Below are 26,683 nucleotides of genomic sequence, written 5' to 3' on the forward strand. Positions count from 1 at the left end.
TCCTCGCTCAATATGCGCCGGACAGCAACGCGCCCGCGCCGGGCACGACGGCTTCGAGACCGAGCTGCTTGAGCATCGCGTAAGTCGTCGCGACAGCCGCGGTGACGACCGGCTTGCCCGTCATCGCCTCGACCTTCGCGATCACCGGCAGCGAAGGCATCTGCACGCACGCCGACAGCACGATGGCATCGGCTTCCTGATATCGCATCGACATGACGATCTCGGGAAGGCGGTTCGGATCATGACGCGCCACGTCGAGATTGTCGGGAATCTCCAGCGCGCGATAGTCGATCACGTCGTAGTCTTCGTTGCGGATATAGTCGACCACGAGCTCGGTCAACGGCTTCATATACGGTGTGACGACGACCACACGCTTCGCGCCGATCACCTTCAATGCATCGACCAGCGCGCCCGCGCTCGTGATGACGGGCGCATCGCCGCCGTTTTCGATCGTGCGTTCGTGCAGGCGCTTTTGCGACACGCGATGATAGCCATGCCCCATCGCCATGATCGCGACGAGACACGCATAGCCGAGCACGTCGACGCGCGCATCCGACAACTCCACCGCGCAGCGATCCGACTCCGCATCCATCGCGGCGAGTTCTTCTTTCACGACCTTCTTCATGCGCATGCGGCTCGAATGAAACGTGAAGCGCTCGGGACGGATCGTCTGTCGCGCGAGCAACATCGCGGGGATTTCAGTCTCCATCGTCGTGTTCGAACTCGGCACGATCTGGCCGATGCGGTAGTGCTTCGTCATGTGCTGCTCCATGTTCTTGAGTGCTTCGGAAATGTCAAAGACGGAAGAGGCGTTCCGCGTTGCCGTGACAAACGAGCGCGCGTGTAGATTCGTCGAGCGGCGCGCGTTCGATGAAGTCGGCTGCGATCTCCGTCGATTCATACGGATAGTCCACCGAGAACATCACCGCCTGCGCGCCCATTTCACCGATCGCACCGATGAGCGCAGGCACCGAGCACACGCCCGAGGTCGTGATCAGGATGTTCGTACCGATGTACTCGGAAGGCGCGCGTTCGAGACTCACGCCATGCGAATACACGGCGAAGCGGCTGTCGAAGCGCCAGCGCAGAAACGGCAGGCCTTCGCCCATGTGGCCGAGAATGATCTTCAGATGCGGAAAGCGATCGAACACGCCGCTGAAAAGCAGGCGCAATGCGTGACTGCCGGTTTCGACGCCCCAGCCCCACGTCGCGCCGGTGAGTTCCGGATGACCGTCGAGCACGCGCGGATTCACGAACGCGTCGGTGGGATGCAGATACAAGGGCACGTCGAGTTCCTGCATCGTCGCCCAGAAGGAATCGTAGGCGCGGTCGTCGTAATAGGTGCCGAGCGTGTGACCGTTGACGAGAGCGCCCTTGAAACCGAGTTCGCGAACGGCGCGCGTCAGTTCGTCGGATGCGGCTTTCGCGGTGTGCATCGGCAAGGTCGCGAAGCCGCCGAAGCGCGACGGATGACGCGCGATCTGCTGCGCGAGAAAGTCGTTGCTCTCTTTCGCGCGGCTGATCGCAAGCGACGCATCCGGTTCACCCTGCACGCTCGGGCCCGTTTGCGAAAGAATCGTGTAATCGATACCCGCGCGGTCCATTTCGACGATGCGTTGCTCATCGAAATCAGTCAGACGCGCGGCGAGATCGCGCAGCACGTCAGGCGCAATATGCTGCGTGAAGCTCTTTGAATAGCCCTGGAAGCCCGGCGTGCTGAAGTGCTCTTCCAGGGCGATCTTGCGAATCCGCTTGCTCATTTGAACTCCATTTGATCAGTAGGCTGACGATAACCTCGAACGACGAGCCGTGATCGACTCGTCGATGCATGTTCAATCGCCCTTTCCGAAAAGCCGCTTGATGCGCCCCCAGACGACGCTCCATACGAGGCTGCCCGCATTGAACTTCGCGGACGATGCCGATGCCGCCATCTCCGGCGCAGCGCTTCCGCCGAGTTGCGCCGTGATGCGAGCGCCGAAATCCGCGATCATCCGGCGCACGAAATCCTTGACGAGCCCCGAGCGCGAGAACTGCGCAAGCGGCCCTTGCAACATGTATTCGAGCGTGACGGCCACGCGCGTCTGTGCGCCATCGTTTTCGCTGCTCAGTGCATACGTCACATCGCCATTCGCTCGCGAGCGGCTGATGTTGTCCTGCCCCGCTCCGCGCATGACCGCGCGATGCGCTGCGTCGTCGCGTTCGAGGCGCGCTGCGCCCGCGAAGTTCGCCGACATCGGTCCGAACTTGATGGCGATCTTGCCCTTGACGCTTTCGCCGTCGTGCTCCACGAGTTCCGCGCCGGGAAGACACGACGTGACCGATGGCAGATCGCCCATGAACGCCCACACCTTGTCGAGCGCGAAAGGCACGACGAAACTGTCGTCGATCGCGGTCCAGCCTTTGCGTTGCGTAGCGGGCTGATCGGTGGACACAGCGCTCGTAGGCACGGACGTTGGCTGCGCCGTAGCCGGCGCGGCCGCGAATGTCTGAAACGCGGGAACGGGATCGCTGACTATCGCGCGTTCGACGGGCGCCACGGGCGCTTGCTCGATCGGATGTTCCTTCAGATCGGCGAGCACCGCCTTGATCGCCGCGACGATGCCCATATAGCCCGTACATCGGCATAGATTGCCCGAGAGTTCGAGCCGGATGCGCGTTTCGTCGGCATCGGGAATGCGGCGCACGATATCGCGCGCGGTAATGAGCATGCCGGGCGTGCAATAGCCGCATTGCAGACCGTGATGGATCGAGAACGAATGACGCAGACGCTTCATCAGCTCGTCGTCGTCGAAGCCCTCGATGGTGCGCACCTTCTGTTGATCGCAGGCGACGGCGAACGTGATGCAAGAGCGCACCGGTTCGCCGTCGACGAGCACGGTGCACGCGCCGCACACGCCGTGCTCGCAGCCGAGGTGCGTACCCGTGAGATTGTGCGTGTCGCGAAGAAAGTCGCCGAGATGCACACGCGATTCGACATCGCCGCGCACGGCGCGGTCGTTGATAGTGAGTTCGATGACGGACATTGCAGTCTCTTTAAACTGTATTCGCGTTCGCTACGCCGAACGCCTGTGCGAGACAACGTTCGAGCGCTGCCGTATGAATCTGACGGTCGATGCTGTCCGCGTTGGGCATCGCGCTAGCGACGGCTTGCGCGAGCGCATCGTCGGTGGCGGCGGACGGACCGCGCTGCGCGATCTGCCGTGCGAGATCGTCGAGTGCGGCGGGCGGACCATCGAGTGCGCCTAGCACCACGCGCGCAAGTCCGGTGCGCGCATCGAAAACGGCTGCCGCGCTTGCATGGGCGAACTCGCCGGTCTTGCGGCACAGCTTGTAATAGCCCCAGCGAAGCGTCGGGCCGAGCTTCGGCAGCAACACGGCGGTAATGATCTCGCCGTCTTCCAGCAGCGTCGTGAATGCGCCAAGCATGAATTCGCTCGCACGCACTTGCCGCGTGCCGCCCGCTTTCGATAGCTCGAGACGCGCATCGAGCGCGGACAATGCCAGCGGCCAGTCGGCGGCGGGATCGGCGTGAGCGAGACTGCCGCCGATGGTCCCGCGATTGCGAATCGCGCGATACGCGATGCCGCTCGCCACGTGCTGCATATAGGGATGACGCAAGAGCGCGTGCTTGCCGTCTTCGATTTCCGCATGCGTGACCGCCGCGCCGGCGCGCACGCTTTCGCCCGCTTCGAAGACGCTGCGCAGATCCGCGATACGCGACACATCCACGACACGGCCAGGCCGCGCGAGACGCAGGTTCAGCATCGGACCCATCGACTGACTGCCCGATATCGGCTTCGCGCTGCTCAACTCCCTGAGCGCGTCGGGTAACGACGCCGCTCTCACATACTCGAACGCAGCGGCTTTCATCCCGCCACCTCCTGACTCAGTTCTAGCTTGCTCGACGCTTTACGCGCTTTCGCGGCTTCGATGGCCGCAAGCAAGCGGCGCGGCGTCAAAGGCGTCTCCGACACCAGCGCGCCGATGGGCGTGAGCGCATCGTTCACGGCGTTGAAGAGCGCGGCGGGCGGCGCAATGGCCCCGCCCTCGCCCACGCCTTTCGCGCCGAACTCCGTATAAGGCGACGGCGTTTCCATATGGATGATCGTCAGCGACGGCAACTCGGTTGGTCCCGGCAACATGTAGTCGGCAAGCGTCGATGTCAGCGGTTGCGCGTTGTCGTCGTAAAGCGTTTCCTCATAAAACGCGGTGCCGATGCCTTGCGCCGTGCCACCGATCGTCTGCCCTTCGACGACCATCGGATTGATCATGCGCCCGCAATCCTCGACGATCACGTAATCGAGGATCTCGACATCGCCCGTCTTCGGATCGACGGCGACGGCCGCCGCATGTGTCGCGTAGCTGAACGCGCCCGTATCGACCTTCGGCTTGAAGCCTTGCGTCGCTTCGAGGCCCGCGAGATTCACGCCCGCAGGCAAGCGCTCGGGACGCAGATACCACGCAGCCGCGATGTCCTGAATCGTCACGCGTCCCTTTGCGCCGATCACTTCGCCGTGCTCGAAGCGCACGGCGTCCTGTTCTTCACCGAGCAGATGCGCGCCGATGAAAAGCAGTCGCGGCACGAGTTCGCGGCACGTCGCGGCAACCGCGCCGCCCGCCATCACGATGCTGCGCGATGCATATGTGCCCGTCGAATACGGCGTGAGTGCCGTATCGCCATGCACGACCTTGATCTTTTGCAGCGGCACGCCGAGCACTTCGTTTGCGATCTGCGCAAGCGTCGTCTCCATGCCTTGTCCGTGCGAGTGAATGCCCGCGCGCAATTCCAGTCCGCCATCCGCCGTGATGCGCACGGTCGCGAGATCGTAGCCCGGCACCACAGGCAAGCCCCACGATGCGAACACGGCCGTGCCGTGCGCCGATTGCTCGGTGAATGTCGCGAAGCCGATGCCGACGAGACGTCCATCCTTCTCGCCTGCCTGTTGCCGCGCGCGCCACTTGGGTACGTCGAGTTGCGCTACCGCACGTCGCAGGCTTTCCTGGAAGTCGCCGCTGTCGTAGTGCTTCTTCACGACATTCGTGTACGGCATGTCCGCGCCGCGCACGAGATTGTCGTGACGCACTTCCCACGCTTCGCGCCCGACCGCGCGCGCGATCGCATCCATCGTCAGTTCGATCGCGAAGCACACACCTGTGCGCGCCACGCCGCGATACGGCAGAAAGCCCGGCTTGTTGGTCGCGGCGCATTGCGTGCGGCAGCGATAGCCCGTGAAGTCGTACGGCCCCGGAAGATTGCCGAGCGCCTGTCCCGTTTCGAGACCGATCGTGAAGGGCCATGCGGAATACGCGCCGCCGTCGATCAGCAGTTCCGCATCGAGCGCAAGCAGGCGGCCGTTCTTATCGGCATAAGCAGTGAGTTCGTAGTGATGCTGACGCGAGTTCGCGCCCGCGATCAGATGTTCACGCCGATCCTCGATGAAGCGAAACGGCTTCTTGTACGTCAGCGCGAGCCACGCGATGCACAACTCTTCCTGCTGCAGCACGCACTTGTAGCCGAACGCACCGCCGACATCGGGCGAGATGACGCGCACTTGCGCATGATCGATGCCGAGGCATTGCGACAGCACCGTGCGTATCATGTGCGGCACTTGCGTCGACGTGATGACGACGAGTTGCGAATGCGTGTGGTCCCAATACGCGAGCACGGCCTTGCCTTCCATCGGCACCATGCATTGACGTGCGAGATCGACCTTCTGTTTCACGACGACCGGCGCGTCCTTCGAACGCTCGTCGAAATTGACGTCGGCCTTGAGGTCGAGAAAGAGGTTGTCGGTCCAGTGATCGTGCACGCGCACGTCGGTGCGTTCGCGTGCGATGAACGCGTTCGCGAAGGCCGGCAATTCATCGAGATCGAGCTCGATTTCTTCGGCGATATCTTCGGCTTGCGCACGCGTCCTCGCGAAGCACATGGCAACCGGCTCACCGACGAAGCGCACCTTGCCCGATGCGAGCGGCGGATGCGACGAAGGCTTGTAGGTGGGCAGACTCGAATCGGCGACGATATCGGTTGCACTCTGCATGTCGTCGCGCACGATCACTTGTCCCGCAAGACTCGCAGGCTTGCCGATGCGCACGATGCGTGCATGCGCGACCGGGCTGCGGAGAAACGCCACTTCCTGCAGATCGGGAAACGTGTAGTCGGCGACGAACTTGCCTTTGCCATGCAGATGCCGCTCGTCTTCGCGCCGCCGCACGCGCGCGCCGACGCCGCCGCTTTCGACGGGCGCTTCCATGTGTTCCGTATCACTCATGCGCTCTCTCCCAACGACGTTCACACGGGGTAAGCGAGATCGTTGGCGATCATCGCGGTGTCGTAGACCGCCTGTCTTTCCTTCAGCAGAAGAACGTTACCATTGCGCGCGAAGCGGTCAAAAAGCCTGCCCGCCTGATGCAGCGTCGTCGCGCCTTCAACGAGCGTTTGCAGCAGCATGTAGTTGCTCTGCGCGACGATTTCCTCATCGGTCGCGTTCAGAATGCGCACGTTGGAAACGAAGTGCAGCATCTGACGCGGCGCGAACATCTGCGTGCGTGCAATGGCCACCGCGCGATCGCGCAGCATGTTGCGCCCTTCCGCATAGACGAGCCCGACCGGAAAGCCATTCGCGGCGTTCTCGTACTCGGTCACGCGATAAAGACAGTTCTCGGTGAAGAAGTCCGGCCAACGCTCGATGTCGCCGCCGTCGAGCGCGGCGCAATACTCGGCATGAAAGTCCTCGACCGCCGCGCGCGCGATGAGCGCCGTGTCGTGCGCGATGTCCTGCTTCTCGAATCCTGGCAGCATCTAGAACCCCATCACTTCACGATAATGTTTGTACATGGCGCGAATGGCCGCCTCGGAAATCAGGTTGTCCGCCGTGCCGACCTTGTCGCCATCGAGCTTGATGATGCTGCGGTCGCTCACCGAGCGGCGCACGCCTTCCTGGACGAACTTCATCGCCTCGTTGTCTTCGAGGCCGAGAAAGCCGGACGGTCCCATCAGATTGCCCTGACGCAAGCGATGACGCACCATCCCTTCCGTGTCGTCTTCATAGCCGAACATGGTCCAGAGCATGATCATGCTGTTCGGTCCGTTCGGCACGATATGGCGAACGCCGAGCGTATTCATCTCGCGTTGCACGATCAGGTTCGGCCAGATGGTCTGCATCGTCACTGACCATTCCGAATCGAACTCCTTGATGAAATCGAGGAAGCGTTCGTCGCGCAAGGTCATGCCATCGTGGAAGGAGCGCATCTCCTTCTTCTTGTCTTCGTCGATGGTCGCGTAGAGCGTATCGCTCTTCGCCGAGGCCATCGTGCCGTGAATGCCGTACTTGCTGTCCGCGACCATCGCCGAACGATTGCCCGCCACGAGCAGGCCGAACACGACGAGGAACGAATGCAGCAGCGTCGCGTGATACGGGTCTTTCAGATTCTCGTGATACATCTTCCAGTTGCACGGCAGCTCGTTCTTGTAGAAGCCGAGCACGCGCAATGGCTTGCCATTGAACACGGCATCGAAGTCCGTGAGAATCTCGGGCGTGAGATAGTCTTCGAGCGATTCCATGTCGTGCGTGAACGATGCGAACACGACGCCGTTGCGCGTCGCGACCGCCAACTTGCGCAGGCCGTGCGCTTCATTGCGGAAGTCCTTCGGCATGCCACCGAGCTTGTTCACGCCGCGCCGGAACGGCACGCCTTGCAGATTGCCCTTCAGGTCATACGACCATTGGTGATACGGGCACACGAACTCCTTGTTGTTGCCGCGGCTGTGACGGCAAAACTCCGCGCCGCGATGCGCGCAGCGGTTCTCGAACACGTTGATCGAACCGTCTTCCGCGCGCGATACGACGACCGGCGTCGGTCCGACATAAGAGCGCTTGTAATCGCCCGCATTCGGCACTTCGGCTTCGAGCGCGACGAAGTTCCAGGTGCGGCCATGAAAGATGCGTTCGACTTCGCGCGTATAAACGGCTTCGCTCGTGTACACCCAGTCCGGGATGCATTGCAGCCCTTCTTCGGGCCACTTGAGCCCTTCGATCGGCGGGTTTTTCGATTGAGGCGTATGAATGCCGATGATGGTTTCAGACGAGTACACCGTGATCTCCCGAGTGTGTTGAGCGAACCAGCTTGTCGAGCTGGCGCAGCTTGATCGTGGGGTCGGCGAGCATGGCGGCATCGACCGGTACGGCTTCTTCGACGAGCCGCCTGATGGCGCGCAGATCGCCGCCTTGATTGATCGCGAGCACGTGGACGATGACGCCGTCACGCAGTCCCATCAGCACGGTCTTGCCGTCCGCGCCCGCGCGTTCGATCCATTGATCGACTCCGCTATCGGGCATGCCGAGCATCTGGATGTTCCAGTCGTTTTGATCGGTCCAGAACCACGGCGTCGGCGCATACACGCACGCATCGCCCGCGATGTTGCGTGCCGCGACGATCGCCTGTTCCTGCGCGTTCTGCCACGATTCGAGACGCGTCGCGCGACCGCTTGCGCCGTACGGAAAATTCGCGCAATCGCCTGCCGCATAGATATCGGCTGCCGATGTGCGGCAATGTCGATCGACGACGATGCCGTTGTTCGTCGCAATACCCGCTGCTTTCGCGAGTTCGTCGTTCGACTCCTGGCCGATGGCGATCACGCACAGATCGAAATTCTCCGTGCCGACTTGCACGCCGGTCGCGTGTTCCGTCACTTGCAGATTCATCGCATCGAATACGAAGCGCACGCCGTGTGCTTCGTGCTTCGTGCGCAGACGTTCGGCGAGCATCGGCGGCAATACGCGGCTCAACAGGCTCGATGCCGTTTCGAACACGCTCACGTCGAGACCGCGTCTTCTTGCACTTGCCGCGAATTCCAGCCCCAGAAATCCGCCACCGATCACCGCGACCGATTGCGCGGTGGCGAGCCGAGCACGCAGACGCATCGCATCGTCGAGCGTGCGCAGATAGAACGTATGCGGTCCTTCGGGCGCGCCCGGCAGCCGGCGCGCGCGGCCGCCCGTCGTCAGAAGACAATGGTCGTAGCGAAGTTCGCCGCCATGTTCGAGCGTTGCACTATGGGCTTGCGTATCGAGCCGCAACACACGATCGCTCAGCCATTCGATGCGCGCATCAGCATAGAGCTCGACGGCATGCACCCAGCCGTTGAAGCACGCGTCATCGTCCTTCGCGACGAGCACATCCTTCGACAGCGGCGGTCTTTCATACGGAGCATGGCGTTCATCGCCGACGAGCACGATGTGCCCTTCATAACGCTGCATGCGCAACGCTTGCGCCGCGCGCGCGCCGGCCTGTCCCGCGCCGATGATCAATACAGTCTGCGTCATGATTCGCGTCTGCTTCAAAGATCGACGTAGACTTCGCCGCCTTCCACCTGCACGCCGTACACGCGAATCGCCTGCGTGACCGGCGCGCAAAGCGCCGCGCCCGTGCGAATGTCGAAGCGCCCCTGATGCAGCGGACACTCGATGCAGCCATCTTCCATATAACCGTCGCTCAACAGCGCGAACTGATGCGTGCAAACGTTGTGCGTGGCATGCACTTCTCCGTCGAGCAGATACAGCGCGATGCGCTCTTCGCCGATCGTCACGCCGAGCGGTTCGTCTTCCACGAGATCGGCGAGCTTCGCCGCGAACTTGAGTGCCATCTGTCGCCTCTTCGAAATTGCTCAGTATGCTGATGAATCTTTGAACGTATGCTAGCAGGACTTTTCGGCGAGTCAAGCCGATCAAAAATAATGGCTTTCCCCTAGAGAAACCGGCAAGAACGGGTTCGTGCGATGATTCGAGGCTCCAAAACGTCCTTCAGCGTCATGCCTTCCACTGCGGTCACGCGCACGAGCCATCTGCCGCTTGCGAGCATTGGCTTCATCCTTGCTTCGATGCTGTGCTTCGCGATCGTCGATACGCTCGCGAAAGCGGTCGCGCTGCACTATCCCGCCAACGAGCTCACGTTCTTCCGCATGTTGTTCGGCCTCGTTCCGGCGCTTGCGGCGTGTGCTATCGGCGAGCGTTCACTGGTCGATCGCGTGAGGCGTCTCGACTTCAAGGGACAGACCTGGCGCGCACTCACGCTGCTCGGCGCGTCCGGCTTCTTCTTTGCGGGTTTGCCCTATATACCGCTCGGCGAGGCAGTGGCGATTGCGTATTCGGAAACGCTGCTCGTCGTCGTGCTCGCGCCCTTCATGCTGAAGGAGCGCCTCACCGCGCGCTCGGCAGTGGCTGCGCTCATCGGCTTTGCCGGCGTGTTGCTCGTCGTGCGTCCCGGTGGTGGCGAGTCCAACTGGCTCGGGCCGGTGCTGTTGTTGTTGAGCGCCTTGTGCGGCGCGCTTTCCATCATCCAGATCAAACGTATCCGCGCCACCGACGATTCACGCACCACAGTGCTGTTCTTCACGGCGGTGGGAACGGTGGTCACGGCCTGCACGCTGCCGTTCAGCTGGAAGACGCCGGCGCTCGACGCGCTCGTGTTGATGGCGCTGCTCGGCGCATTGGCGACGGCCGGGCAAATCCTGATGACAGTCGCCTTCCGACGCGCCGATGCCGGCACGCTCGCGCCCTTCAACTACACGAGCATTGTGTGGGCCGCTTTGTTTGCCTACGCCGCGTGGGGCGAAGTCATCGCGCCGCTTTCGCTCGCGGGTATCGCGTTGATCGTGAGCAGCGCCATTGCGGTTGCGTGGCAACGCAAGCTTCCTGAAGGACCGATCGCCTGATCATCGCTCGACAATGACATCATGAATCTCGAACAACTCGACACACCCGCAGCGATCATCGATATCGCGAGAATGCAGCACAACATCGACAGGATGCAGACGCGCATGAACGCGCTCGGCGTGACGTTCCGTCCGCATGTGAAGACGACGAAATGCGCCGATGTCGTGCGTGCGCAGATTGCAGCGGGTGCGCGAGGCATCACCGTATCGACGCTGAAGGAAGCCGAGGAATTTTTTGCTGCGGGCGTCACGGACATCCTCTATGCAGTGGGCATGGTGCCCGCGAAACTGCCGCGCGCAATGGCGCTCAAGAAGAAAGGCTGCGATCTCAAGATCGTCGTGGACAACATGGCGGCAGCATCGGCTATCGTCGAGTATGGCAAGCATGTGAACGACACGTTCGAAGTGTGGCTCGAGATCGATACGGATGGTCATCGCTCAGGACTCGCACCCGATGACGACGCACTCATCGCGATCGGCCACGTGCTTCAACAAGGCGGCATCGAAGTCGGCGGTGTGATGACGCATGCCGGTTCCAGCTACGAACTGAACGATCACGAAGCCCTCGCGGTGCTCGCGGAACAGGAGCGCGCGGGATGCGTGCGTGCCGCCGAACGTCTTCGCGCGGCGGGCATCGCGTGCAGGACGGTGAGTGTCGGTTCGACGCCGACCGCGCTCGCTGCTCAGCATCTCGAAGGCGTCACTGAAGTGCGCGCCGGTGTCTACGTGATGTTCGATCTGGTGATGGCGAATGTCGGCGTCTGCGATTCGAGCGATATCGCGTTGAGCGTGCTCACGAGCGTCATCGGTCATCAGCCTGAGAAGGGCTGGGTCATCGTCGACGCCGGATGGATGGCGATGAGCCGCGACCGCGGCACGTCGAAACAGACGCGCGATTATGGCTACGGACTCGCCTGCGCGCTCGACGGCGCGCCGCTCGAAGGCTGCGAACTGGTCGGTGCAAATCAGGAGCACGGCATTCTCGCCGTCGATAACCGCGATGAACTTGCGGTGCGCTTTCCCATCGGCGTGAAGCTGCGCATTCTGCCGAATCACGCATGCGCGACGGGCGCGCAGTATCCCGAGTATCACGGGCTGTCGAGCGATGGCAGCACCGTCGCATGGCCGCGCTTTCACGGCTGGTGATGTCGAGGCGCGCGAGAGCGGTCGTAAGCAATGAGGCCGCCGAACACGAGTCCCGCCGCGCGACTCGTGCAACCGCTATATCTGATGACGATCCATCGAGACGGCGAGGCAAGCGAATGCCATCACGCAAAACGTGATGCTCAGGAGATACGTCATGCGCTTTCCTTCTCTCGCTCGGACAGCACTTCGCGAGCAACGACGCGTTCGTCCGCGAGCTTCACGCGAGGACGATGCCGCGAAACGAGCGTCCGGCGCGTGAACGATAATAATCAATAACGCGTAACTAACTTGTCAAGCAACGCTTAAATGCAGATGGCTGTCGCTAAAGGACGCGATGCGCTCTAAGCAGCGCATCGGAAAGGAGAGATTTCGACAGGTGCTGGCGGCGTTTATTCCTCGCCGGTCACCCATTTCTTCGTGGCGTGATAGCCGCGCTTGGATGTATCGGCGATGGCGTGACCGGCCGACTTCGCGCCGTCGCCGATTGCGTGCGCGGCGTCGCGGGCTGCGTGCCCGGTCTGACGGCCGGCCGATTTCACGTCTTCCTTGAACTGATGCGCGCCCGATTTGAGGCTCGCGTGCGCGAACGGGCTGAGGACGATCAGCAGAGCCGGAACGATGAGCAGAGTGGTCTTTTTCATGCCGACGATTTTCGCATATCGCGGGTCGGTTCGACCCTTCCCGCACGAGCGACCCTTTGACCGATGATCCGAAATGTTCCGGAATATTCTGCGTGAAAGGACGAGACTTTTCTGGATCTTGTACCTGCTCGCGAGCGGTTAGGACGATGCGGCGCACGCGATCTTCGCAGGCGGCACGGCGCTTGCAGCGTGGTGTGCATCGAAGTCATTTCCCGCCTGGAGAAGAAGATGCATATCGTCTGCCACATGATGTCGTCGATCGACGGCCGCAGCCTCACCGATAACTGGAATCTCGATTTCGCTTCGCCGACATACGAGGATACGGCCGCTCGCTTCGAAGCCGACGCCTGGGCGTGCGGCCGCGTCACGATGCAGGAAATCTCGCACGGCGAGGACCGTGACTATCCGCGCGGACTCGCGAAAGGTCCGATTCCGCGCACTGATCATTTCGCAATACGCGACGCGAGCCAGTACGCCGTTTCCATCGATCCGAAGGGACGCGTCGCGTGGAAAAGCAACACGGCGCTCGATTCGCACATCGTCGAAGTGCTGACCGAAAGTGTCGACGACGACTATCTCGCGTATCTGCAATCGATCGATGTGTCTTATGTGTTCGGCGGCAAGGACGATATCGAACTGAAGCGCGTCGTCGATACGCTCGAGCGCGAGTTGAAGATCAAGAAATTGATCGTCGAAGGCGGCGGACATGTGTCGGGTGCCTTCGTCAACGCGCAACTCGCCGACGAGGTCAGCGTGCTGATCATTCCGCTCGTCGATGGCCGCGAAGCGCATACGTCGTCGTTCGAAGTCACGATGGACAAGTGGCAGAAGCCCGTTTATCTCAAGCTCGAATCCGTCGAAAAACTGGAACACGACGTCGTCTGGCTGCGCTATTCACGCAAGTCCTGATATCTCGGGATTTACCCGCGTCACGTCCGGCAAGCCGCTCAATGGCGGCTTGCATTGTTATAATTCTCTCATCCTGAGAACAAAAGCTAACATCACTCCTCGCGCCGCTCCGATGGCCAAGAACGACCGCCTGCGCGCCCTTTCCGGCGCGCTCGAAAAACAGAACGTGATGCGTCTGCGCGATGCGGCCGCATTGCTCGGCGTATCGGAGATGACGGTGCGCCGCGATATCGCCGCGCATCCCGGCCAGTTCACCTATCTCGGCGGCTATATCGTCAGCGCCGCCGACGTCCCCAACGCCGGCTACACCATCGAGGAAGAGAAAGACCATTTCGCACAAGCGAAGGCGATCGCATCGAGTCACGCAGCGCGCTTACTCGCCGATAGCGAAACCATCTTCATCGATTGCGGCACGACGTTGACAACGCTCGCGCGGCAGATTCCCAACGAGATGCATCTCACCGTTGTGTGCTACTCGCTCAATGTCGCGGAGATTTTGCGGCGCAAGCCGAACGTGCGGATGATCCTGCTCGGCGGCGTTTATGTGCCGTCATCGGAATCCTTCGCCAGCGACGAGAGCGTCGAAACGTTGCAGCGCATGGGCATCAACAAGGCGTTCATGTCGGCGGGCGGCGTCGATGAAGCGCGCGGCGTGACGTGCTGGAATTTTCATGAAGTGGCAATCAAGCAGGCGGCGATGGCGAGCGCAGTGGAACGGCATCTCGTCGTCGATGCGAGCAAATTCGGCAAGGTCAAGGCCGTGCGGTATTCGCAGCTTTCGGAATTCGACTCCGTGATTACCGAGGAAGGACAGGCGCCGCGCAAACGCGTCTAAATCGTTCCGGTAAAAATCAGAAAGGCTCGTTCAGCATTTGAACGAGCCTTTTTTGTTCCGCTTTTTTCCGCGGTTACTGCCTGCGGCCCAACGCAAACAACGTCCCCGCAACAAGAATGAACGCGCCGATGATCACCTTCTGCCACGTACTCGGCACGCCGATAAGAATCAGCACGCTATTGATGAGCGTGACCAGCACGACGCCCAACAGCGTGCCCATAACCGTGCCCGTGCCGCCCGTGATGCGCGCGCCACCGAGAATGACCGCCGCGATCACATCCAGCTCCGTGCCGACGAGATCGAACGGATTCGCGAGCCGGTTCGTCGACACATGCAGAATGCCCGCGACGCCAGCCAGCAAACCGGTATAGCCGAACACGAACAGATGAATCGCGCGCAGGTTGTAACCGAGACGTTCGGCGATCGCGAGCGAGCCGCCCATCGCAAAGACGCCGCGGCCCATCATCGTGCGATTGAGCAGCCACCACGTGACGACAGCCGCGATCACGAGCGCGAGCACGGACACGGGCAGCACGGCGCGCAGACCATCGGACGTATGATAGAAAAAGAGCGGAAGACGCCCGAACGTGTCCATGCTGTGTGGAATGTTCATGAAGAACTGCGTGCCGACAAAAGTCAGCAGCAATCCGCGATACAGATACTGCGTGCCGATGGTGACGATCAGCGAAGGCGCCTTCAACCGATGCACGAGCATCCCGTTGATGACGCCGAGGACCACGCCGCCGATCGCGCCCGCGAGCAGGATCAGCGCGAACGGGCACTCGGGCCACCAGGCGAAGACAGCCTTGGTGATCGAATACATCGTCAGTGCGGCGATCGCCGTGAACGACACGTCGATGCCACCCGACGCGAGCACGACCAGCGTGCCGAGCGCGAAGAGCGATACCGTTGTCGCGGAATGCAGCATGTCGAACAGCGTGGCGAACTGGAAGAAGCGCGGATTGATGCTGCCCACGACCAGACACGTCACCACGATCAGCCCGACCGTGAACCACTCGGGATTGCGCATCAGTTGCGCGTAGAGATTGCCCTTGCGCACACGCGGCGCGACATCGGCCGCCTGCTGCGGCATCGTCTCGCTTCCCGTGCGGCGGATGGATTCGCTCATGCTCATGCTGCCTCTGAAAGTAGCGCGTGATAAAGATCAGCCTCGTTCAACTGGTCCGCGCGATATTCGTTCGCGACGCGGCCTTTCTTCATCATCAGAATACGGTCGCAGTTTTGCAGCAGCTCGGGCAAGTCGTCGCTGATCAGAATGATGCCGATTCCCTCTTTCGACAGCCGCTGCATGATGCGATAAATGATGTCCTTCGATCCCACATCGACGCCGACCGTCGGACCATGCAGAATCAGCACGCGCGGATCGATCGCGAGCCAGCGGCCGATCAGCACGCGTTGCTGGTTGCCGCCCGAAAGCGATTGCACGGGCTTGTCGACATCCGGTGTCGCGATCTGTAAATCCTTCACCGTGCGTTCGGCAAGCGCCTGCGCGCGCTTGCGATCGATCTGCCCGAAGCGATCGCGCAGGCTCGCGATCATCGCGGTGACGACGTTGTCGCGAATCGGCTTGTCGAGAAAAAGCCCTTCGTTCAGGCGATCTTCCGGCACATAGCCGATGCGCTGCGCCTTCGCATCCGCGGGCGAATGCAGACGCACGCGCATGCCATCGAGCGTCACCGTGCCCATGTCGGCGGGCGCGACGCCCGCGAGCGCACGCGCGAGTTCGTTGCGGCCCGAATCGAGCAGTCCGGTCACGCCGAGAATCTCGCCCTTGTGCAGCTTGAACGATACATCGGCGAACTGGCCTTTGCGTCCGAGCCCTTGCACATCGAGCACGACTTGCGACGCGCCTTCTTCGCCTTGCGCACGATAACGCTCCGTCGACAAATGCTTGCCGGTCATGAGCTCGCTGATCTGCGCCTTCGTATAGTTTTCGATCGGCCCTTGCGCCATCTTCTGGCCGTCACGCAGCACGATCACTTCGCCGCCGATCGCGTAGCATTCGTCGAGCTTGTGACTCACGAACAGCACCGCGACGCCGTCCGCGCGCAAACGTGCGAGCACGGCGATGAGGTTGTCGACTTCTTTCTGCGTGAGCGATGTTGTCGGCTCGTCCATGATGACGAACTTCGCTTCGCTCGCAATCGCACGCGCAATCGCGACGAGCTGGCGCGTCGCGAGCGGCAATTGCTCGATGAGCGTTTTCTGGAAATCTGCGTCGCCGGGCAGGCCCACGGCTTCGAGCGCGCGCGCTGCGGTTTGCGCCAATGCCTTGCGATCGAACGTGCGCGCGAGCTTGCCCGCATGTTCCGCAAGCTCGGACGTCAGCGCGACATTCTCCGCGACGCTCATGTTCGGCAGCAGCGACAAATCCTGATAGACCGTTTCGATGCCGGCAGAAAGCGATTCGAGCGGCGAAAGCTTCTTGTGACGCGCGCCTTCGATCACGAGCTCGCCTTCATCGGGCGGTTGCGCGCCCGAGATGATCTTGATGAGCGTGCTCTTGCCGCAACCGTTCTCGCCCAGCAAGTGATAGATCTGGCCGCGTTCGAACGCGAGGCTCACGCCGCGCAGCGCATACACGCCGGTGAAGCGCTTGTGGATATCGACGACTTCGAGGAGCGGTGTCGTTGTGGTCATGTCTGTTCGGGGCATGCGGCGCGCCTCTCATGAAGCGCGCCGCGCACATCACATCAGAAGTTGTATTGCTTGTAGTTCGTCTTGTCGACGTCGACCCAGCCGGTGCCGCGCACGATCACGCCCTTGCCCGGGCCCTTCGTGACGGTGACCTTGTTGTAGCCGGTGATGCCGAGGTCCGCGCCGTTCTGCACTTCCTTGCCATCGACGAGCATCTGCGCAACCTTGTTCATCGCGAGACCGGCGAGCTTCGGATCCCAGAACGCGATGCCGTTGATCGCGCCGCTTTCGAGGAACTTGGCCGCTTCTGTCGGCAAGCCGGTGCCGTACACGCAGATCTTGCCGACCTTGCCCGCTTCTTCGACCGCGCGGCCGATGCCGATCACATCCAGCGACGACGAGCCCTGGAAGCCCGTCAGATCCGGATGCTTGCGCAGCACCTCCTTCGCGACCTGATACGCGCGCTCGCCGTCGTTATTCGTTTCGAGCTTCGGCTCGACGAGATCCATCTTCGGATACTTGGCCTTCGCGTTGCCGATGCCGCCATCGGCCCATTGCACCTGCGAGCGCGAGCCGAGCGAGCCGACCAGCACCGCCCACTTGCCCTGCTGCCCCATGCACTTCGCGAGACGCTCGTTCAGGCCCGCGCCGTACGCGGTGTTGTCGAAGGCTTCGATGTCGACCATTGTGTTCTTCGCGTTGTCCGCTTCGTGCGTGACGACCTTGATGCCGCGATCCATCGCTTTCTTGAGCGCGGGTTCGAGCGTCGGCGGATCGTAGGGCACAACGGCAATCGCCGTGACCTTCTTCGCAATCAAATCTTCGATGATCTTCAACTGCTGCGCGGCATCGGCGCGGCCAGGACCCGTCTGATACGCGTTGATGTTCGGGTTCTCCTTGCCGAACTCCTTCACGCCCTCATCCATGCGATTGAACCAGTTGATGCCGGTCACTTTCACGACCGTCACGATGGTCTCGTTCGTCGCGGCCTGCGCCGCTGCAATCGCGCCCGCTGCGAGTGCGATCGCGGTGAGTGCGGTGCCCAGTTTGTTCAGCTTCATTGCGTTGTCTCCTTTATCTATCGATTGGTCTCTTTGAACATCACACGCAACACTAACGTCCGGTCGATGCGGGCGGCGGCGGAACATTGCTCTTGGGCGCAGCTCCACCGATGCCGAAGATCGCGCGCACGCGATCGCCACCTGCGAATGCGAGCGATGCGAGCAGCAGAAAGCCCCACGCGCAATCGCCGAAAAACTGCGATACGCCGAGCAGATTGAAGAGGCTCGACAGGAACTGCAACACGGTCGCGGCGAGAAACACGCACACGATCCGTCCATAGCCGCCCGCCGGATTCACGCCGCCCATCACCGCGATCAGGATCGCAATCAGCAGATACGAATTGCCGTAGTCCCACTTTGCGCTCGACGTATGCGTCGCGCTGATGAGACCCGCGAGCGATGCGAGCACGCCGCACATGCCATACGTGAGAATCAGCATGCGCGCGCGCGGAATGCCTGCATAGAACGCGGCTTTCGGATTCGTGCCCATCAGATAGAGACGCAGGCCGAACGGCGTGCGCTTCAGTATCCAGCCGAGCAGCAACACAGCGGCGACGAAGATCCACAGCGAAATGGGCACTTGCAGGAAGGTGCCGTTTCCGATATTCGACAACGGATCGACATATTCCACGCGCACCGATGCGCCATTGCTCAACACGACTGCGATGCCGGTGAACAGCAACTGCGTGCCGAGCGTGCAGAGAATCGGCGTGAGCCTCAGCTTGGCGATGACGACGCCGTTCAGCAAGCCGCCGATCGCGCCCATCACCACGACGATGCACACGAACACGGCCGTATAGAGTGCGGGCGAATCGTCGGCGGAGACCATGTGCGGCAGGAGCATCGCGGCAACCATGCCGGAGAGATTCGCGAGCCCGACACCCGACAGGTCGATACCGCCATTGCCCGACACCATCGAGAGCATGATGCCGAGCGCGAGCAGGCCGAGCTCGGGCAACTGGCCGCCCATCGACTGAAGATTGTCGATGTCGAGGAACTGGCCGTGGGACATCCACGTCGCGACGATCACGACGAGCACGTTCACGCCGATCAAAAAATTGAACTGACGATCGGCGAGCCACTTCGACGCTTTCATTGCGTGACGCTCCTTTCCGCTAGCAATGCGTTAATTTCATCGAGACGCGGCATCGACGGTGCGGTGCCGGGACGCGTCACCGAAATGCTCGCGAGCGCGCAGCCGAAGCGCACCGCATCGACCGGGCTTTCGCCGCGTGCGAGCGCAGCCGCGAAGCCGCCGGTGAAGCCATCGCCCGCACCTGCCGTCTCGACGACACGGCCGCAATCGAACGCAGGCACGAGCGTCGATTCGTTCGATGTATGCAAAAGCGCGCCTGCTTCGCCGAGCGTGACGATCACGGCGCGTGTGCCTTTTTCGAGCAGCACGTCTGCGGCGCGGCGTGCATCATCGACCGAGTTGATCTCAATGCCGGTCAGCGCCTGCGCTTCCGTTTCGTTCGGCGTGATGTAGTCGCACAGCGGATAGATGTCGTCGGTGAACGGCAACGCGGGCGCGGGATTGAAGACCGTCGTCACGCCATGCTTGCGCGCGAGTTCAAGTCCACGACGCGCCGCCGGAATCGGCTGTTCGAGTTGCGTGACGAAAACACCCGCGCGTGCGATATCGTCCTCGATCGCATCGACGTCTTCGGGCGCGAGCGTGCCCGCAGCGCCCGCCGCGACGATGATCGCGTTGCTGCCGGTGTTTTCATCGACGTAGATATGCGCGGCGCCGGTCGCGACATCGTTCAGCACCGTTGCGCGCGATGTGATGCCTTCGGCGCTCCATGTCGCCTGCGCGATTTCGCCGAACGCATCCGCGCCGATGCGCGTGCAGAAGACCACGTCGGCTCCCGCGCGCGCGGCGGCCACGGCCTGATTCGAGCCCTTGCCGCCCGGGCCCATCTTGAACGCGGAGCCCGCGACCGTTTCGCCGAGCAGCGGCATGCGCTGTGCACGAAACGCGAGGTCCGTCACATAGATGCCGAGGATGACGACGCTTTTCATCGCGTGCCTCCGTGCGCCACATCGGGCGCATCCGGTGCGAGTTGCACGCCTTTCTTGAAGATGAAGCAGCCATATCCGCGCGCTTCGCCTGTCGCGATCACGCAATACGCTTGCTTCGCGCGCTCATAAAACGCGAATCGTTCGACAGGCGCAAACGGCAACTCACGCCCTTCCGCATGGTCCACTTCGTGTTGCGCCTCGCGCTGCACGGCGGGCAGGCTAGCCGCATCGCCGACGATTTCCATGCGGCCCGCGGGATCGTCGACGAACGTATCGAGCGGCAGCACCGACAGCACCGCGCGCACGGCACGCGGCGCACTCGCTCCGTCCATGCGCAGGACGCGGCCCAGCACTGTTTTTCGCGCAAGGGAATCGGCGGGAAAATGAGCGTCGCAGATCACCACTTCGTCACCGTGGCCCATCGCGGCGAGCGCGTACAGGATGTCGGCGTTCAAGAGCGGATCGATGTTCTTCAGCACAGCGTCTCCTCCATGCATGAGCGCGTCTCGTATCGAGATCTGCGCCCGGTCAAATCTCTAATCAGTCTCCGTACGGCACCCAGATGTTCTTCACCTGCACCGCTTGCCGCAAGAACGGCAGCCCTTCGCTCGCGGGATCATGCCAGTCGAACACGCGGCCCTGATCGACGAACGTGCGCTTCAGATTGCCGATCGACTCGCGCTCGGCCATCGCCGACAGCGACGCGCCGTGGAAGCACCAGAGCGCATCGACATCGTCGTGTTGCGCGAGCGTTTGAGCCAGCGAGCGGGCATCGCCGGTCACGATGTTCAACGCGCCGCCCGGCACATCCGATGTCTCGACGACCTGATAGAAGTCGGTCGCCATCAACGGACATGTCTCGCTCGGCACGACGACCACGCGATTGCCCAGCGCCAGCGCAGGCGCGACGAGCGACACGAAGCCGAGCAGCGGCGCTTCGTCCGGACACACGATGCCGATCACGCCGAGCGCTTCGTGCATCGCGAGCGCGACGCCATGCAGCGGCGGCGCGTGTACCGCGCCGTCGTACTTGTCGGCCCATGCGGCATACGTGAAGAAACGCGCGATCGATGCATCGACTTCACGCTTCGCATCGCGCTCGCTAGAACCGGCGCGCGTGACGAGTTGCCGCGCGAATTCATCCGCGCGTGCGCTCAGATTCTCCGCGAGGTAATACAGCACTTGCGCGCGGTTATGCGCACTCGCCGACGACCATTTCGTCATGCCGCGCGCGGCCGCGACCGCATTGCGAATGTCCTTGCGACTGCCCTCGCCCACTTCGCCGACGATGTCACCCGCCGGCGACAGCACGAGCCTTGAATAGCCGCTATCCGGCCGCGCCTGCTTGCCGCCGATGAAGAGCTTCGCCGTGCGATCGAGCGCGCTCACGTTGCCTGCATCGACGAGCGAGTCGGGCTGCGCTTGCAGCGGCTTCGTTTCGCCGCGAACCGGAAGCGTGGCCCATGCGCGCGGTTTCAGATATTCGTAAATGCCCTCGCGTCCGCCTTCACGACCGAAGCCCGATTCGCGATATCCGCCGAAGCCGACGGCCGCATCGAAGAGATTGGTCGCATTGACCCACACGACGCCGCATTGCAGGCGCGGCGCGACGTCGAGCGCGCGGCTGATGTTCTCGCTCCACACGCTCGCGGCGAGGCCGTAGCGCGTGTTGTTCGCGAGCGCGACGGCTTCTTCCGGCGTGCGGAAGCTCATCGTCACGAGCACGGGGCCGAAGATTTCTTCCTGCGCGAGCGTCGATGCGGGCGCGACGTTCGTGACGAGCGTCGGCGGATAGAACGCGCCGCTTTCGGGCAAGGTCGCACGCGGCGATTGATAGATTTCGCAGCCTTCGCTCTCGCCCTTGTCGACGAGGGTGCGAATGCGTTCGAGCTGCACGTCGTCGACGACCGCGCTCATGTCGATGCCCTTATCGAGCGATGTCCCGACGCGCAGCGTATCCATGCGGCGTTTGAGCTTCTCGACGAAGCGCGCTTCGATACCTTCCTGCACGAGCAGACGCGAGCCCGCGCAGCATACTTGTCCCTGATTGAACCAGATCGCATCGACGACGCCTTCGACTGCGCTGTCGAGATCGGCATCGTCGAACACGATGAACGGCGACTTGCCGCCAAGTTCGAGCGTGAGCGACTTGCCCGAACCGGCCGTGCTCGCGCGAATCTGACGGCCCACTTCAGTCGATCCCGTGAACGCGATCTTCGCGACACGCTGATGGTCGACGAGCGCCGCGCCCGTGCGCCCGTCGCCGGTGACGACATTGAGCACGCCCTTGGGCAAGCCCGCGCGATGCGCCAGTTCCGCGAACAGCAGCGCCGTCAGCGACGTGAATTCGGCAGGCTTCAGCACGACCGTGTTGCCGAGCGCGAGCGCGGGCGCGATCTTCCATGCGAGCATCAGCAGCGGAAAATTCCACGGCACGATCTGCCCGATGACACCAAGCGGCGCCCAGTCCGCGAACTCCTTGTCCTGCAATTGCGCCCATCCCGCATGATGCAGAAAATGCCTTGCTACAAGGGGTATATCGATGTCGCGCGACTCGCGAATGGGCTTGCCGTTGTCGAGCGATTCGAGCACGGCGAAGAGACGGCTATGACGTTGCACCATGCGCGAAAGCGCATAGAGATGCCGCGCGCGCCCCGCGCCGCCGATGGCCTGCCAGCCTTCGAGCGCGGCATGCGCGGCTTGCACGGCGGAATCGACATCGGCCTGCGCGCCTTGCGCGATCGATGCGAGCACGCGGCCCGTCGCGGGTTCGCGTGAATCGAAGCGCTCGGCATCGTCGCTGTCGCGCCACGCGCCGTTGATGAAGTGACCGAAGCGACCGTCGTGCTGATCGAGCCATGCGCGCGCGGCGCGATCGTCTTCCGGTGCGGGTCCGTATTCCATCGAGGAGAAGTAGTCGGCAACGCTCATGAGGCTATGTAGTGAAGTCCGTTGAATCAGGCGACAGGATGGCGGTTGAACGCCGAATAGCGTCCGCTCACATGATGTTCGAGCTGGCGTTCGATATCCGCGAGCAGACTGGATGCGCCGATGCGGAACAGATCCGCTTCGAGCCATTCGCGCCCAAGCTCTTCCTTCATGAGGATCTGATATTCGAGCACCGATTTCGCGGTGGACACGCCGCCGGCTGGCTTGAAGCCGATCATGACGCCCGTGCGCGCGAGGTATTCGCGGATCATGCGCACCATCACGAGCGACACGTCGAGCGTCGCGTTGACGCTTTCCTTGCCTGTCGACGTCTTGATGAAATCGGCGCCGGCCATCATGCAGATCATCGACGCCTTCGCGACGTTCGACAACGTGCGGATATCGCCGGTGGCGAGAATCGCCTTCACGTGCGCATCGCCGCATGCCGCGCGGAAATCGCGCATCTCGTCATACAGCGCTTGCCAGTTGCCCGTGAGCACATGCTCGCGCGTGACGACGATATCGATTTCCGACGCGCCGTCTCTCACCGACGCCTCGATCTCGCGCAGCTTGAGTTCGTGCGGATTGAGACCGGCGGGAAAGCCCGTCGATACCGCAGCAACCGGAATGCCGCTGCCTTCGAGCGCGTTGACGGCTGTCCTGACATAGCGGTGATACACGCACACCGCGCCCGTCCTGATCGATGCGTTCGTCATGCCGAGCGCGTCGAGCAGATCGTCGCGCACCGGACGGCGCGCCTTCGCGCAGAGGCGCTCGACTCGGCCGTGGGTGTCGTCGCCGCTCAACGTCGTGAGGTCGATGCAGGTGATGGCCTTGAGCAGCCACGCCGCCTGCGCGTCTTTCTTGACCGCGCGGCGGGTGCCGAGCGTCGACGCGCGGCGCGTCACCGCTGACTGGTTCACACGCAGCCCGTCGAGCCACGAAAGATCGAACGGCACGCCGGGATTACGGGCGCTGGTGTGAACCTGGGCCTTGCCGGGCCACGCGACGATGGACTTCGATGCAGTTTCCAGCATGAGATCGATATGCCGGCGTCTTGTGCGACGCACAACAGTTTTTGATAGATTGATCTCAGTTTATCTCATTGTTGTTAGGATCGTGACATAGGGAAAGTTCGGAGGCGCATTCCTCGCTGACAAAGAGCCATGGGTCCGGGCTTTGCTAAATATCGTGACCACCCATTCCGAAAAACGGAGAACACGATGCCACGCCAAACCACCCCGCAACCGGCGAACGCCGCCACGTCCCGCACCGCCGACAGCCAGGACGCCGTGCAACTCCTGACCGACGATCATCGCGCCGTGCAAAAGCTTTTCGATGCATTCGAAAAAGTGGAGAAGGACGATCTCGACGCAAAAGCCACGCTCGTGCGCCGCGCCTGCGAAGAATTGACGGTCCACGCGATGATCGAGGAAGAATTGCTGTATCCGGCCGCACAGGAAGCGCTGGATGAAGACGACCGGCCCGACGTCGAGGAGGCTTACGTCGAGCACTTTCTGGTGAAGGTATTGATCGAGAAGTTCGCGCAGCTCAAGCCGGGCGATAGAGGGTTCGACGCGACCTTCAAGGTGCTCACCGAGATGGTGCGTCACCATATCGAAGAAGAGGAATCGGATCTGTTCCCGAAACTTCGCAAGTCCGGTGCGGATCTGAACGCGCTAGGCGGCAAGATGATGAAGCGTAAGGAACAGCTCGACGCCAAAATCCCGAAGGATGCGGGCGACAACACAATGCGCCTGCATTGACGCTTCCCGCACTCACCGGAGCCGAACCATGAAGAATCCCTGGGTGAAGAAGAATCCGTTCCTCAGCATGTGGCTTTCCGGTGCGAATGCGATCGTCGGGGCGACGCGAGGCCGTGCTACCGCGCAAGCGAAACGGCAGGCGTCGACGCTGTGGTCAGCCGCACTCACGCCGCCGCGCAAGCCGAAAAAGCGGCGCGCGCGGCGCTGAACGAGGGTTCATCGGCGATCGCTTAGTCGCGTAGTGCGCTGAGCAGATCGCCGAAGGCCCGGTGCGTCGACGCGCTCAAGCCTGCGCCGACCGCCGTCTGCACCGTGCGACGCAATCCGAGAATGGCCACGCCGACCAGTGCGAGCGCGATCAGTTCGGCGTTGGGCGTGCGCAGGAACCACGGCGCATCACGCGTGCTCGGCGGCAATGCGCGCCGCGCACGCGTGATGCGCACCGGTTCGTTCGCAACATGCGCGGCGATCAATTCCGCGCGAGATTCAGCCATGCGCGCAAGCACGGCTTCTTGAGCTTCGGCGTGTTTCATTGCGCGGCCTCCTTGATTGCGTCTGCATCGCGGCGCAACTCGCGACGCAATAACTGAAACGGTTCGGCCGGTTTGCGCGACATCATCACGATGACGGCGATCACGGCGACCGCGAGCCACGCGCCCGCGACACACCACGCCGTGGTCACGAGATACGGCGTGCCGACCGCCGTCACGATCACCGCGATCGACACGAACGAGAGCGTGAACAACGCGCCGATCGTGAGTGCGACGAGAGCGACCACCTCATGCAGCACGCGCTTCTTAGTTTCGGCGAGTTCGATGGGAATCAGCTCGCCATAATCGACCAGCCGTCTCGCGCAGAAATGGCCGACCCGGCGCCAGTTCGCGATTTTTCTCTGAATTGTCATCGTTGCTCTCCCAGTCGAAACGGAGTGTCGTGTATTCGACATGGAGCAGCGTGCATGCCAGCCGGTATAAGAAGTCGACGAACGTGCGTCTTTTCGGCATAGCGAACTGCTCTCCGGTAGCAAGATAGTTAGGAAGCCAAACCTATGCAAATTATGCGAAAAACGCGCGCGTTTTACATTATCCGCGCGCGTCTTTCGTCTGACATAAGCCCGTTACTTCAACTCGTCGGGCACCTTCCCTCCGTTCTCCGCAAGCTTTTGCATGACCTGCTTGTGAAGCCAGATGTTCATCGAAGCGGAGTCTTCCGTGTTGCCCGTGTAGTGCAGCTCCGAAGCCAGTTCCTTGCGCGCGGAGAGGCTGCTGTCCAGACCGAGCAGCTTCATCAGATCGACGATGGACGTGCGCCAGTTGAGCTGTTCGCTGTTATTCGCCTGCATCTGCGTGAGGACCGCTTCGACATCCACTTCCTGCATCGGTGCGGCGGATTGTGCAGGCGCGGAAGCAGCAGGCGACGGGGCCGGCGCAGCGTTGGCATTTGCGGCAGGCGCCGCGCTGGTGTCCGGTGCGGCCGGTGCACTGTCGTGGTGGAAGATCTTGTTCAGGATATTGGAAAAAATACTCATGGCGCCTCCTAAAAAGTGAGTTCACGAAATACGCAAGTCCCGTGCCGCCAGGGTCAAAGCGTGCCCTCGCCCGGCTCGTTGGCGAGTCCCGCAGCGCGTGGCCTCCGCGATGCGGAATAGCGCTTGCTGCAAGCACATCACCAGAGCAAACACGATAGCGACAATAACCCGATTTCCCCGCAATCACAGCAGCCTTGCAAATTGGCCAAGGAGTCAGCGTGGACATACCGTCCTGTTCCCCGTCGATCACGACCATGATCCGCATGGATCACACGCATGTGACGGCGGCCTTTCATCGCTATCACGCGCAGACGCCGTGGTGGAGAAAGCGCGCCATTGTCGAGCTTGCCTGTGCCGCGCTGGAGATTCACGCGCAACTCGAAGAAGAGATTTTCGGCTCTTTTGAAAACGGAGTGGGTAACGGCCTTCAGCGGGCATGCGAGTTGAATGCGGAGAAGTCGAGTTTGCCTGC

The 26,683-nt window shown here is 62.0% G+C and carries 27 protein-coding genes and 1 pseudogene; 7 read left to right on the top strand and 21 right to left on the bottom strand.

Annotated elements, in window-relative coordinates:
- Positions 1-7: 7 nt before the first annotated feature.
- The 9 genes from AWB76_RS36345 to AWB76_RS36385 form a co-directional block, all read right to left on the bottom strand.
- Positions 8-760, bottom strand: a complete 753-nt coding sequence (locus AWB76_RS36345) for a maleate cis-trans isomerase family protein (RefSeq protein ID WP_061164943.1) — start codon at positions 758-760, stop codon at positions 8-10.
- A gap of 34 nt (positions 761-794) precedes the next feature.
- The gene (locus AWB76_RS36350) at positions 795-1,760 is read right to left on the bottom strand and encodes an amidohydrolase family protein (protein WP_061164917.1); all 966 of its coding nucleotides are present in this window, start codon (positions 1,758-1,760) and stop codon (positions 795-797) included.
- A 72-nt stretch (positions 1,761-1,832) separates the two neighbouring features.
- Positions 1,833-3,023: a xanthine dehydrogenase family Fe-S subunit gene (locus AWB76_RS36355; RefSeq protein ID WP_061164918.1), complete on the bottom strand. Its 1,191-nt coding sequence runs from the start codon at positions 3,021-3,023 to the stop codon at positions 1,833-1,835.
- A 10-nt stretch (positions 3,024-3,033) separates the two neighbouring features.
- Positions 3,034-3,870 carry an FAD binding domain-containing protein gene (locus tag AWB76_RS36360; RefSeq protein WP_061164919.1) on the bottom strand — a complete coding sequence of 279 codons (837 nt, stop codon included), beginning with the start codon at positions 3,868-3,870 and terminating at the stop codon, positions 3,034-3,036.
- A complete protein-coding gene (locus AWB76_RS36365; protein ID WP_061164920.1) occupies positions 3,867-6,272 on the bottom strand; it encodes a xanthine dehydrogenase family protein molybdopterin-binding subunit in 2,406 nt (801 codons plus the stop codon). Before AWB76_RS36365 ends, AWB76_RS36360 begins: the two co-directional genes overlap by 4 nt.
- A gap of 20 nt (positions 6,273-6,292) precedes the next feature.
- Entirely contained in the window at positions 6,293-6,802 is a 510-nt protein-coding gene (locus AWB76_RS36370) for an aromatic-ring-hydroxylating dioxygenase subunit beta (RefSeq protein ID WP_061164921.1), read from the bottom strand.
- A complete protein-coding gene (locus AWB76_RS36375) occupies positions 6,803-8,095 on the bottom strand; it encodes an aromatic ring-hydroxylating dioxygenase subunit alpha (RefSeq protein WP_061164922.1) in 1,293 nt (430 codons plus the stop codon).
- A complete protein-coding gene (locus tag AWB76_RS36380) occupies positions 8,082-9,326 on the bottom strand; it encodes an NAD(P)/FAD-dependent oxidoreductase (RefSeq protein WP_061164923.1) in 1,245 nt (414 codons plus the stop codon). The genes AWB76_RS36375 and AWB76_RS36380 overlap by 14 nt, the downstream gene beginning before the upstream one ends.
- Positions 9,327-9,340: 14 nt before the next feature.
- On the bottom strand, positions 9,341-9,646 hold the full coding sequence (locus tag AWB76_RS36385) for a non-heme iron oxygenase ferredoxin subunit (protein WP_061164924.1): 306 nt from the start codon (positions 9,644-9,646) through the stop codon (positions 9,341-9,343).
- A gap of 165 nt (positions 9,647-9,811) precedes the next feature.
- Here AWB76_RS36385 and AWB76_RS36390 point away from each other — a divergent pair, with 165 nt between their 5' ends.
- Complete coding sequence (locus AWB76_RS36390) at positions 9,812-10,714, top strand: DMT family transporter (RefSeq protein ID WP_061164925.1); 903 nt, start codon at positions 9,812-9,814, stop codon at positions 10,712-10,714.
- A 21-nt stretch (positions 10,715-10,735) separates the two neighbouring features.
- Positions 10,736-11,860: a DSD1 family PLP-dependent enzyme gene (locus AWB76_RS36395; RefSeq protein WP_061164926.1), complete on the top strand. Its 1,125-nt coding sequence runs from the start codon at positions 10,736-10,738 to the stop codon at positions 11,858-11,860.
- 389 nt (positions 11,861-12,249) lie between these two features.
- Here the strand turns inward: AWB76_RS36395 and AWB76_RS36400 are convergent, their stop codons facing one another.
- A complete protein-coding gene (locus AWB76_RS36400) occupies positions 12,250-12,501 on the bottom strand; it encodes a hypothetical protein (RefSeq protein ID WP_061164927.1) in 252 nt (83 codons plus the stop codon).
- 228 nt (positions 12,502-12,729) lie between these two features.
- On the opposite strand from AWB76_RS36400, the gene AWB76_RS36405 reads away from it, so the two are divergent.
- On the top strand, positions 12,730-13,410 hold the full coding sequence (locus AWB76_RS36405) for a dihydrofolate reductase family protein (RefSeq protein ID WP_061164944.1): 681 nt from the start codon (positions 12,730-12,732) through the stop codon (positions 13,408-13,410).
- Between the two features lie 112 nt (positions 13,411-13,522).
- The gene (locus AWB76_RS36410; RefSeq protein ID WP_061164928.1) at positions 13,523-14,245 is read left to right on the top strand and encodes a DeoR/GlpR family DNA-binding transcription regulator; all 723 of its coding nucleotides are present in this window, start codon (positions 13,523-13,525) and stop codon (positions 14,243-14,245) included.
- Positions 14,246-14,318: 73 nt separating this feature from the next.
- Here AWB76_RS36410 and AWB76_RS36415 read toward each other — a convergent pair whose 3' ends face one another.
- From AWB76_RS36415 to deoC, 8 genes are all read right to left on the bottom strand, one after another.
- On the bottom strand, positions 14,319-15,338 hold the full coding sequence (locus AWB76_RS36415; RefSeq protein ID WP_244173645.1) for an ABC transporter permease: 1,020 nt from the start codon (positions 15,336-15,338) through the stop codon (positions 14,319-14,321).
- Between the two features lie 38 nt (positions 15,339-15,376).
- Complete coding sequence (locus tag AWB76_RS36420; RefSeq protein ID WP_374729975.1) at positions 15,377-16,906, bottom strand: sugar ABC transporter ATP-binding protein; 1,530 nt, start codon at positions 16,904-16,906, stop codon at positions 15,377-15,379.
- A gap of 53 nt (positions 16,907-16,959) precedes the next feature.
- Entirely contained in the window at positions 16,960-17,964 is a 1,005-nt protein-coding gene (locus AWB76_RS36425; RefSeq protein WP_061164931.1) for a substrate-binding domain-containing protein, read from the bottom strand.
- A gap of 52 nt (positions 17,965-18,016) precedes the next feature.
- Positions 18,017-19,060, bottom strand: a complete 1,044-nt coding sequence (locus AWB76_RS36430) for an ABC transporter permease (protein WP_061164932.1) — start codon at positions 19,058-19,060, stop codon at positions 18,017-18,019.
- Positions 19,057-19,989, bottom strand: coding sequence for a ribokinase (gene rbsK / locus AWB76_RS36435; RefSeq protein WP_061164933.1), 933 nt, complete (start codon positions 19,987-19,989; stop codon positions 19,057-19,059). Before rbsK ends, AWB76_RS36430 begins: the two co-directional genes overlap by 4 nt.
- Positions 19,986-20,468 carry an RbsD/FucU family protein gene (locus tag AWB76_RS36440; protein ID WP_061164945.1) on the bottom strand — a complete coding sequence of 161 codons (483 nt, stop codon included), beginning with the start codon at positions 20,466-20,468 and terminating at the stop codon, positions 19,986-19,988. The genes rbsK and AWB76_RS36440 overlap by 4 nt, the downstream gene beginning before the upstream one ends.
- Positions 20,469-20,529: 61 nt before the next feature.
- The gene (locus AWB76_RS36445) at positions 20,530-22,920 is read right to left on the bottom strand and encodes an aldehyde dehydrogenase family protein (protein WP_061164934.1); all 2,391 of its coding nucleotides are present in this window, start codon (positions 22,918-22,920) and stop codon (positions 20,530-20,532) included.
- 26 nt (positions 22,921-22,946) lie between these two features.
- Positions 22,947-23,954 (bottom strand): deoxyribose-phosphate aldolase, encoded by a 1,008-nt coding sequence (gene deoC, locus AWB76_RS36450; protein WP_061164935.1) that lies wholly within the window; start codon positions 23,952-23,954, stop codon positions 22,947-22,949.
- Positions 23,955-24,140: 186 nt separating this feature from the next.
- On the opposite strand from deoC, the gene AWB76_RS36455 reads away from it, so the two are divergent.
- Together AWB76_RS36455 and AWB76_RS36460 are read left to right on the top strand one after the other, a co-directional pair.
- A complete protein-coding gene (locus tag AWB76_RS36455; RefSeq protein WP_061164936.1) occupies positions 24,141-24,683 on the top strand; it encodes a hemerythrin domain-containing protein in 543 nt (180 codons plus the stop codon).
- Positions 24,684-24,711: 28 nt separating this feature from the next.
- Positions 24,712-24,891: a hypothetical protein gene (locus tag AWB76_RS36460; protein ID WP_061164937.1), complete on the top strand. Its 180-nt coding sequence runs from the start codon at positions 24,712-24,714 to the stop codon at positions 24,889-24,891.
- A 22-nt stretch (positions 24,892-24,913) separates the two neighbouring features.
- On the opposite strand, the gene AWB76_RS36465 is transcribed toward AWB76_RS36460, so the two are convergent.
- From AWB76_RS36465 to AWB76_RS36475, 3 genes are all read right to left on the bottom strand, one after another.
- Positions 24,914-25,216, bottom strand: a complete 303-nt coding sequence (locus AWB76_RS36465) for a hypothetical protein (RefSeq protein ID WP_061164938.1) — start codon at positions 25,214-25,216, stop codon at positions 24,914-24,916.
- Positions 25,213-25,587 carry a phage holin family protein gene (locus AWB76_RS36470; protein WP_061164939.1) on the bottom strand — a complete coding sequence of 125 codons (375 nt, stop codon included), beginning with the start codon at positions 25,585-25,587 and terminating at the stop codon, positions 25,213-25,215. The genes AWB76_RS36465 and AWB76_RS36470 overlap by 4 nt, the downstream gene beginning before the upstream one ends.
- A gap of 213 nt (positions 25,588-25,800) precedes the next feature.
- Positions 25,801-26,211, bottom strand: coding sequence for a DUF3597 domain-containing protein (locus tag AWB76_RS36475; RefSeq protein ID WP_061164940.1), 411 nt, complete (start codon positions 26,209-26,211; stop codon positions 25,801-25,803).
- A gap of 254 nt (positions 26,212-26,465) precedes the next feature.
- Between AWB76_RS36475 and AWB76_RS42535 the strand changes: the two are divergent.
- A pseudogene (locus AWB76_RS42535) lies at positions 26,466-26,683 on the top strand (hypothetical protein); the annotation flags it as partial.

The organism is Caballeronia temeraria, assembly GCF_001544795.2.
Classification (GTDB): Bacteria; Pseudomonadota; Gammaproteobacteria; order Burkholderiales; family Burkholderiaceae; genus Caballeronia; species Caballeronia temeraria.

Bases quoted from the DNA above. Each gene is read 5' to 3' on its own strand.
- AWB76_RS36345 (WP_061164943.1), bottom strand. From the start codon at position 760: ATGACGAAGCACTACCGCATCGGCCAGATCGTGCCGAGTTCGAACACG.
- AWB76_RS36350 (WP_061164917.1), bottom strand. From the start codon at position 1,760: ATGAGCAAGCGGATTCGCAAGATCGCCCTGGAAGAGCACTTCAGCACG.
- AWB76_RS36355 (WP_061164918.1), bottom strand. From the start codon at position 3,023: ATGTCCGTCATCGAACTCACTATCAACGACCGCGCCGTGCGCGGCGAT.
- AWB76_RS36360 (WP_061164919.1), bottom strand. From the start codon at position 3,870: ATGAAAGCCGCTGCGTTCGAGTATGTGAGAGCGGCGTCGTTACCCGAC.
- AWB76_RS36365 (WP_061164920.1), bottom strand. From the start codon at position 6,272: ATGAGTGATACGGAACACATGGAAGCGCCCGTCGAAAGCGGCGGCGTC.
- AWB76_RS36370 (WP_061164921.1), bottom strand. From the start codon at position 6,802: ATGCTGCCAGGATTCGAGAAGCAGGACATCGCGCACGACACGGCGCTC.
- AWB76_RS36380 (WP_061164923.1), bottom strand. From the start codon at position 9,326: ATGACGCAGACTGTATTGATCATCGGCGCGGGACAGGCCGGCGCGCGC.
- AWB76_RS36385 (WP_061164924.1), bottom strand. From the start codon at position 9,646: ATGGCACTCAAGTTCGCGGCGAAGCTCGCCGATCTCGTGGAAGACGAA.
- AWB76_RS36390 (WP_061164925.1), top strand. From the start codon at position 9,812: ATGCCTTCCACTGCGGTCACGCGCACGAGCCATCTGCCGCTTGCGAGC.
- AWB76_RS36395 (WP_061164926.1), top strand. From the start codon at position 10,736: ATGAATCTCGAACAACTCGACACACCCGCAGCGATCATCGATATCGCG.
- AWB76_RS36400 (WP_061164927.1), bottom strand. From the start codon at position 12,501: ATGAAAAAGACCACTCTGCTCATCGTTCCGGCTCTGCTGATCGTCCTC.
- AWB76_RS36405 (WP_061164944.1), top strand. From the start codon at position 12,730: ATGCATATCGTCTGCCACATGATGTCGTCGATCGACGGCCGCAGCCTC.
- AWB76_RS36410 (WP_061164928.1), top strand. From the start codon at position 13,523: ATGGCCAAGAACGACCGCCTGCGCGCCCTTTCCGGCGCGCTCGAAAAA.
- AWB76_RS36415 (WP_244173645.1), bottom strand. From the start codon at position 15,338: ATGCCGCAGCAGGCGGCCGATGTCGCGCCGCGTGTGCGCAAGGGCAAT.
- AWB76_RS36420 (WP_374729975.1), bottom strand. From the start codon at position 16,906: ATGACCACAACGACACCGCTCCTCGAAGTCGTCGATATCCACAAGCGC.
- AWB76_RS36425 (WP_061164931.1), bottom strand. From the start codon at position 17,964: ATGAAGCTGAACAAACTGGGCACCGCACTCACCGCGATCGCACTCGCA.
- AWB76_RS36430 (WP_061164932.1), bottom strand. From the start codon at position 19,060: ATGAAAGCGTCGAAGTGGCTCGCCGATCGTCAGTTCAATTTTTTGATC.
- rbsK (WP_061164933.1), bottom strand. From the start codon at position 19,989: ATGAAAAGCGTCGTCATCCTCGGCATCTATGTGACGGACCTCGCGTTT.
- AWB76_RS36445 (WP_061164934.1), bottom strand. From the start codon at position 22,920: ATGAGCGTTGCCGACTACTTCTCCTCGATGGAATACGGACCCGCACCG.
- deoC (WP_061164935.1), bottom strand. From the start codon at position 23,954: ATGCTGGAAACTGCATCGAAGTCCATCGTCGCGTGGCCCGGCAAGGCC.
- AWB76_RS36455 (WP_061164936.1), top strand. From the start codon at position 24,141: ATGCCACGCCAAACCACCCCGCAACCGGCGAACGCCGCCACGTCCCGC.
- AWB76_RS36460 (WP_061164937.1), top strand. From the start codon at position 24,712: ATGAAGAATCCCTGGGTGAAGAAGAATCCGTTCCTCAGCATGTGGCTT.
- AWB76_RS36465 (WP_061164938.1), bottom strand. From the start codon at position 25,216: ATGAAACACGCCGAAGCTCAAGAAGCCGTGCTTGCGCGCATGGCTGAA.
- AWB76_RS36470 (WP_061164939.1), bottom strand. From the start codon at position 25,587: ATGACAATTCAGAGAAAAATCGCGAACTGGCGCCGGGTCGGCCATTTC.
- AWB76_RS36475 (WP_061164940.1), bottom strand. From the start codon at position 26,211: ATGAGTATTTTTTCCAATATCCTGAACAAGATCTTCCACCACGACAGT.